Source organism: Prosthecobacter sp. (assembly GCF_044222565.1).
Lineage (GTDB): Bacteria > Verrucomicrobiota > Verrucomicrobiia > Verrucomicrobiales > Verrucomicrobiaceae > Prosthecobacter.
The window spans coordinates 572,748-579,138 of the sequence record NZ_JBGANA010000002.1 but is presented as its reverse complement, the minus strand read 5'-3'; the positions used below and the strand labels follow the sequence as shown (position 1 = coordinate 579,138).

Annotated in this window: 5 protein-coding genes and 1 pseudogene; 4 read left to right on the top strand and 2 right to left on the bottom strand. The window is 63.0% G+C overall.

The window, feature by feature from the left end; translation table 11 throughout:
- Window positions 1-380, bottom strand: a pseudogene (locus tag ACILSR_RS04475) (hypothetical protein); the annotation flags it as partial.
- 64 nt (window positions 381-444) lie between these two features.
- Between ACILSR_RS04475 and ACILSR_RS04470 the strand changes: the two are divergent.
- The gene (locus ACILSR_RS04470) at window positions 445-582 is read left to right on the top strand and encodes a hypothetical protein (protein ID WP_395748523.1); all 138 of its coding nucleotides are present in this window, start codon (window positions 445-447) and stop codon (window positions 580-582) included.
- Between the two features lie 219 nt (window positions 583-801).
- On the top strand, window positions 802-1,767 hold the full coding sequence (locus ACILSR_RS04465) for a hypothetical protein (RefSeq protein WP_395748522.1): 966 nt from the start codon (window positions 802-804) through the stop codon (window positions 1,765-1,767).
- Window positions 1,768-2,065: 298 nt separating this feature from the next.
- On the opposite strand, the gene ACILSR_RS04460 is transcribed toward ACILSR_RS04465, so the two are convergent.
- Window positions 2,066-3,778, bottom strand: coding sequence for a hypothetical protein (locus tag ACILSR_RS04460; protein ID WP_395748521.1), 1,713 nt, complete (start codon window positions 3,776-3,778; stop codon window positions 2,066-2,068).
- Between the two features lie 664 nt (window positions 3,779-4,442).
- Here ACILSR_RS04460 and ACILSR_RS04455 point away from each other — a divergent pair.
- Window positions 4,443-4,874: a hypothetical protein gene (locus tag ACILSR_RS04455; RefSeq protein WP_395748520.1), complete on the top strand. Its 432-nt coding sequence runs from the start codon at window positions 4,443-4,445 to the stop codon at window positions 4,872-4,874.
- A gap of 236 nt (window positions 4,875-5,110) precedes the next feature.
- Window positions 5,111-6,196 carry a DNA polymerase IV gene (gene dinB / locus ACILSR_RS04450; protein WP_395748519.1) on the top strand — a complete coding sequence of 362 codons (1,086 nt, stop codon included), beginning with the start codon at window positions 5,111-5,113 and terminating at the stop codon, window positions 6,194-6,196.
- Window positions 6,197-6,391 lie beyond the last annotated feature (195 nt).

The window sequence follows — 6,391 nt, the reverse complement described above, 5'->3', positions numbered from 1 at the left end:
GCATACAGATTATTCTTCGGCCTCGTATCAATCCGCGCCGTCTCACCACCACCACCCTGATTGACACTCGCATTGGCATTCGCACCGCCATTCGCGGCCCCATTCTTCGCCTGCAACTCCGCCCTCGTCACCGGCCCCGTCGCCCCCGGTGTCAAACCCGGCAGTCTCTGCGTCAGCGGTCCCGTCGCAGCACCCAGCGGCGACAACGGCGAACGCGTCCCATCCCTATTCATCGTCCCCACCCGGATCGCCGTCCTCCCCGTGCCCGGCCCAGTCCCCGGCGCATACAGATTATTCTTCGGCCTCGTGTCAATCCGCGGCCGAGGCGCCTCCATCTCCTGTTCCTCTTCCTCATCAGCCGGACCATCAGGTGTGTTCATAAAGTTAGCCATGCCACACCCCTTGGGCCGCCCCCCTCAAGCGCAACCACTTTCATACCCAATCATGGTATTTTATATCATTCCACTCGCCCTCTCCATCCTTCCCGTCCCTCATCCCTCGAAAAAACAAAAGCTCCTCATCCCGGCATTCGTCCTCGTCCTCCTACTCGAACTCGTCCTCGATCACAGCGCCCCGTTATGACAGCAAGGGTTCGAAGCTCCCCCTCCATTCGTCATTCGTCATTGATTCGCTGCGCTCACCCTCCGGCTCACTTCGTTCGTCTGTCTCGCTTCGCTCGGCTCCTCATCCTTCATCATTCCCCCCTTGCATTCCCCGCCCACGCCCCAAGCCTCCCTCACCAGCCCGACGCAGTGAAGAACTCGGAAGGTGCCACCGCCGCCCAGCGGCCACGCACTTGCCATGCCCTCCACTCACCACTCTCGTCCAGCCTGCCCCACCTCCGCGTCCCGCACTCACTCCGAGCCACGTCTCCAGCTCGCGAGCATCCCCAGAAACCGCGCACAATCCTCAACCCAAGACCGCACCCTTCGCGCCATCCACCACGCCATCCACCGCAGCACTCCCACTCACGACCCACGCACCCACCTCCACCTCGCCCATCACGCGCTTACCACCACATTCGCAACCACCTCATCCTCTCACCAGCAAGAACTCCACCTCATCCACTGGGCCAAAGAAAACCATCTCCACATCCCCCACGACCAGTTCCCCGCAGCCTGCCAACCGCCCTCCCACCTCGAAGACAGCTTCATGGAGCACCACGTCTGGCCCCACCACTCCGGCCACCGCATCCTCAAGCTCACCCACGCTGGCCACTTCGGCCTATGGCCCTCGGCACACAAAAACGGCGCCGGCTGGGACCTCCACACCCGCCACACCACCCCGCTCCGCTACCTCACGCGCCTCCTCGCCGCCAACACCCACCTCGGCGACGACTTCGTCCTCCACGCCATCATCACCGACTCACACTGCCGCCCCCAAATCCTCACCAGCCAGCCCCACTACCCCGGCCCCACCCCCGGCGACATCATCGACGCCGCCCCTCCGTCCCAGCAGTCCCGCATCCGCCATCAGCAGCACACCCTCATCCGCCAAGCTCTCGCCGCCCGCGGCTTCCACCCCACCCACCACAGCCCCAGCACCTTCTACCGCCCAGCCGACAACCTCGCCCTCTTCGACGCCCATTTCCAAAACCTCATCTGGCACCCATCCCCTCACTCCCCCCGCACCCTCATCCCCTTCGACGTCCTCCCCCTCCACCCCCACGGAAAACTCCGCGAAAACCTCTCCCTCTCTCTTCTCCCCATCCCCTCTCCCCTCTCAAAAACCCACCTCCCTCTCCTCACATCTTCCCTAATACCATAAAATACCACAGCATCCAGCATCCAGCATCCAGCATCCAGCATCCAGCATCCAGCATCCAGCATCCAGCATCCAGCATCCAGCATCCAGCATCCAGCATCCAGCATCCAGCATCCAGCATCCAGCATCCAGCATCCAGCCCCGTCCCCACCCAGCGCACGTACGTAGTTCGGGCTTCAGCCCGTCCGGCCTCCGGAAACTCCGGCCAAACCACAGCAAACCACAGCAAACCACAGCAAACCATCGCCATCCACCGCAAACTCCCCACGGGTACTCCAACCAACTTTAAACTTCCGCCGTCCTACACCCTCCTGTAGTCCCCCGGCCTCCTCCTCCGCCTCACCTGCGGCTTGTACAGCGTCGCACTTCCCTTGCAGCGCTGCGCCATCGCCAGCCCCATCACATCATCATCATGGCAGCCGGCGCGTGCCGTCTCCTTTCCGTTCTTGTCGATCACGAACGTCTTGCACTCCCCCAGGATGTGCGGGCACCACACCTCCAGCGTCTCATTGTGAAACGCCAGCGCCAGACTGTCGATCACATCCCGCCGCTGATCCCGGTCCTTCAGCTTCCACCCCAGCATGAAGTTCTGCTTCTCACGGTCATACGGATCCACCACCTGCCGCTTGTACAGCGGCACCCCCGCATCCTTCAGCCGCTCCAGCACATGCAGGCCCATGTTCACCTCCAGCACCACCAGCGCGCCCCCGTAGTACTCAGACAGCAGCGCGATGCAGTCCGCCGTCAGCTGCGTCGTCCCTGTAAACGGCGGTCGCACCCGCGCCACCACCGCATCCTTGTAGTGCACCCCGCCAGACTGCAGGTACTCCGTGCGCAGCACCCCGATCGAATGCCGGTCCGGGTCCCCGCTCTCCGCCTGATCCTCCCCCGTCATCGGATCACACCACACGATGTAGCTGCACCCCACCTGCGGCCGCTCCCAAATTTGGAAGCTGCCAAAGCCCGTCCCATCCCGCTGAAACTCCACCGCATCCCCCACCGCCACCAGAGATCCCACCTCCGGCGCATGCAGCAGCGCCGCACGCTCCATCTTCCGCACCACCGCCACATTAAACCGCGGCCTCCCAGAGGAAAGAAAGCAGCTCACATCATCCTCAGGATAAAACTCATCAAACACATCCTCAGCCCCCGAGCACTCCTGCGCCATGATCGCCCGCCGCCACGCGATCTGCTCATGCGTCCAGTCATACCTCCGCCGCCCGTTCGCCTCACGCGCCGTCAGCGTCGCATCGATCTTCGCCCGCATCGCCTCCGTCACCGGCTTCACATTCTCCTCAAACTCAAACCACGCCGCAAACACCTTCACCCACCCGTTCCCCGGAGACGCCTCGCCCGCTCTCAGCCCTGCCACAAAATCCTCCAGCACCAGCGCCCCCTGCCACGTCTCATAGTGCCACCCGCTCGCCCCGTCCGGCGTGCTCTCCGCGATCGCTATCCCCGCATCATTCAGCGACGGCAAAATCGAAGCCATGATCTTTTTGTCATCCTTCACACCCCCGCGCGGATACTTCGCGCTCTCGCTAAACAGCACCGCCTGCCGCGGCTTCGAGATCCCCGGGTTCATCGACTCCGCGCTCGTGATCGTCGCCGTGCTCCCGTTCGCCCACCGCATCCGCGTCTCCCTCGGCTCCAGCGCATTTCCCCAGGGAAAGCGGTCATGCGCGCTGAACGTCCTCAACCTGTCCAGGATGCCCTGGCTGTTCGCCGTGATGTTCGCCAAAATCAGCGCATCCGTGTTCCGCTGCTGGCACAGATGGTAGATCACCTCCACGCTGAAAGTCGTCCCCCCGCACTGCCGCACCTTCGTCACGATGATGCGTATCGCCTCCACCCCCATCGCCGTCAGCACCTCCACCGCCTCCGCCATCCTGCGCTGCAGCACATTCGCCTTCGGCGTCTCCAGCCTCTTCGTCGTCGCATTCTGCACCTTCGTGCACGTCTCAAAATGAACCAGCGGCGAAAGCGCCGCCAGATGAAAATCCGCATCCTTCATGGCCTCAGCCTTGGGCCCCAATCTCAAACAACAAGCCCTTTTTCCACCCTTCCCACCCTCACATCACAAAATACCACGCCATAACATCCATCTCCACCGCCATTCCCCATCAGCAAAGACGCCCCCATCTCCGCCCACCATTCACGTCTGGCCCTTGCCGACTCTCGCTGTTGTTGACACTTGCATATCAGACTGGCGTCCTCCTCTTGAAGACCAAAGGTCTTCCGTATCATGGCGAAGGGTTGCCGAGCCTCGGCGAGGCTGCCCTGGTGCACACCGCATCCCTCAGGAAAGCAAACCCGGCGCCTTCTTCACGCACCGCTCTCTCCAGCAGCGTCTCCCTCGCCACTCCGCTACGCCGCAGCTGCATCCCGCGCATGCGTTACCTCTGGCACGTATTCAGGCCACGTCAGCCCATGCCGCAAGTCTCAATCAAGCGCCGTTTGTGCTTTCATGACATCCGTAGCTTCAATGCACGAGGAAGCCCGCTCCGTCCCAGCGCTCACATCATCATCCTCACCCACTTCCCATTCCACCCCAGCCCCTATCCCACACCCCAAAACTTCCCAAAAACCTTTGCTCCACGCGATTGCCAGCCAAGCAAACCCCCACTAGCTTTCCACACAGCGCACCTCTTCTTCCCACTCCCTCTCGAAACTCTCCCATGAAACACCTCCTCTCCAGCCTCCTGCTTTCCTCTCTCCTCATCTCCTGCGCCACCCAGCCCCGCGATCTCGAACGCGCCGCTCCCGGCACGCCGTCCATCCGCGTCTCCCAGGCCGTGGACTGCACCTACCCCGACGGCAAGTTCACCCTCCCCGCCGGCATCTACCAGCCCGAGGCCCGCTCCTCCAAAGGCATCTACTACGTCGCCCCGGAGCGCCTCAAGACCACCGGCATCATCCGCGATGGCCACGAGCGCGGCGGCCTCTTCATCGCCAATGAAGGCTGGCAGTGGGCCTGGACCGGCCACCCCGGCCGCGAAGCCGCCGACAGCGAATACACCATCCTCGGCAAGCGCGGCATCATCATGCCCACCCACTACAAATTCGAGCCCTACGTCAAATACACCACTCTCAAAACCAAGAGCCGCTAAACCCCTCCGCGCCCGCTGAAATTCCGAGCCTTCAATTTTCAGTTTTCAGTCCGACGCGCGATCTCGGCTCATCGCCCATCCGTTTCCCGCGAGTGCCCGCCACTCCATCCTCCATCGTGCCCATCTAGGACCGATCCCCCCCTCGAACCCCCGCCTCTCCCCATCGGCGGACGATCATCCCTCGCGCCAAGACCGCACCTCGGCAGCTTTTCCGGTCGTAAGTAGTACCCACAGCCATGCCCCGCGTCATCATGCACATGGACATGGATGCCTTCTTCGCCTCCGTGGAGCAGCGGGACAACCCCGCCTACCGTGGCCGGCCCCTCATCGTCGGCTCGCCCCCGGACCAGCGCGGCGTCGTCTGCGCCGCCAGTTATGAGGCCCGCAAGTTCAAAGTCCGCTCCGCCATGCCCTCCCGCACCGCCGGCAGGCTCTGTCCCGAGGGCATCTTCGTCCGCCCGCGCATGGACGTTTATCGTGCGGAATCCGCCCGCATCATGGCCATCCTGCACGAGTTCACCCCGCTCATCGAGCGCGTCTCCGTGGACGAGGCCTACCTCGATGTCAGCTCCCACTTCGAAGCCTGCGCCGATGCCGACTCCGCCATCGAAGCCGCCCGCCCCATGGCCGCCGAAATCAAGCGCCGCATCCGCCACGAGATCCAGCTCACCGCCAGCGTCGGCATCAGCTCCAACAAATTCCTCGCCAAGCTCGCCAGCGACTTCGAAAAGCCCGACGGCCTCACCGCCATTAAAGACAGCGCCAAGATCGCCTTCCTCCGTCCCCTCCCCGTCGGTGCCATCCACGGCGTCGGCCCCGTCACCGCCCAGGGGCTCCAGGCCCTCGGCCTCATGACCATCGGCGATCTCCAGGACGCCCCCAGCGCCCAATCCCTCGAAGCCGTCGCCGGCTCCTTCGCCACCCGCCTGCGCGAGCGCGCCTTCGGCAATGACGACCGCCCCGTCGATACCAGCGACGAGCGCAAAAGCATCAGCGCCGAAAACACCTTCCTCAACGACACCGACTCCCGCCCCATCCTCCGCGCCGCCCTCAAGGAAATGGCCCTCGATGTTTCCCAAACCCTCGCCAAGCACGGCCTCGGCGCCCTCACCGTCCAGGTCAAAGTCCGCTACAGCGACTTCACCACCCTCACCCGCCAGATCCGCGTCGAGGAGCCCGTCACCACAGAGCAGGACATCTACCGCCTCGCCTGCTTCCTCCTCGCCCGCCACCGCCTCGTCACCGGCCCCCTCCGCCTCATCGGCATCGGCCTCTCCACCCTCGTCGATCCCCTCCAAAAACAGCTCCGGCTCCCCATCTGACCCCGAATGGGGCCTCTGCCTAGTTTTGAACTTGGTCCGTTTTTTCGAACGTCACATTTTGTCCCTGTTTGGTTTACGCGGATAAATCATGTCCCTGCTCTGGATGTTTATCCAAACGAATGACGGAGCCATCAGCGCCAAGTTGGATGAATTAACAGAAAGAGCCTTACTAGACATGGTAAGAAAAAGTTTGAT

Excerpts from the sequence above, each read along its gene's own strand:
- ACILSR_RS04470 (WP_395748523.1), top strand. The coding sequence starts at position 445 with ATGGTATTTTATATCATTCCACTCGCCCTCTCCATCCTTCCCGTCCCT.
- ACILSR_RS04465 (WP_395748522.1), top strand. The coding sequence starts at position 802 with ATGCCCTCCACTCACCACTCTCGTCCAGCCTGCCCCACCTCCGCGTCC.
- ACILSR_RS04455 (WP_395748520.1), top strand. The coding sequence starts at position 4,443 with ATGAAACACCTCCTCTCCAGCCTCCTGCTTTCCTCTCTCCTCATCTCC.
- dinB (WP_395748519.1), top strand. The coding sequence starts at position 5,111 with ATGCCCCGCGTCATCATGCACATGGACATGGATGCCTTCTTCGCCTCC.
- ACILSR_RS04460 (WP_395748521.1), bottom strand. The coding sequence starts at position 3,778 with ATGAAGGATGCGGATTTTCATCTGGCGGCGCTTTCGCCGCTGGTTCAT.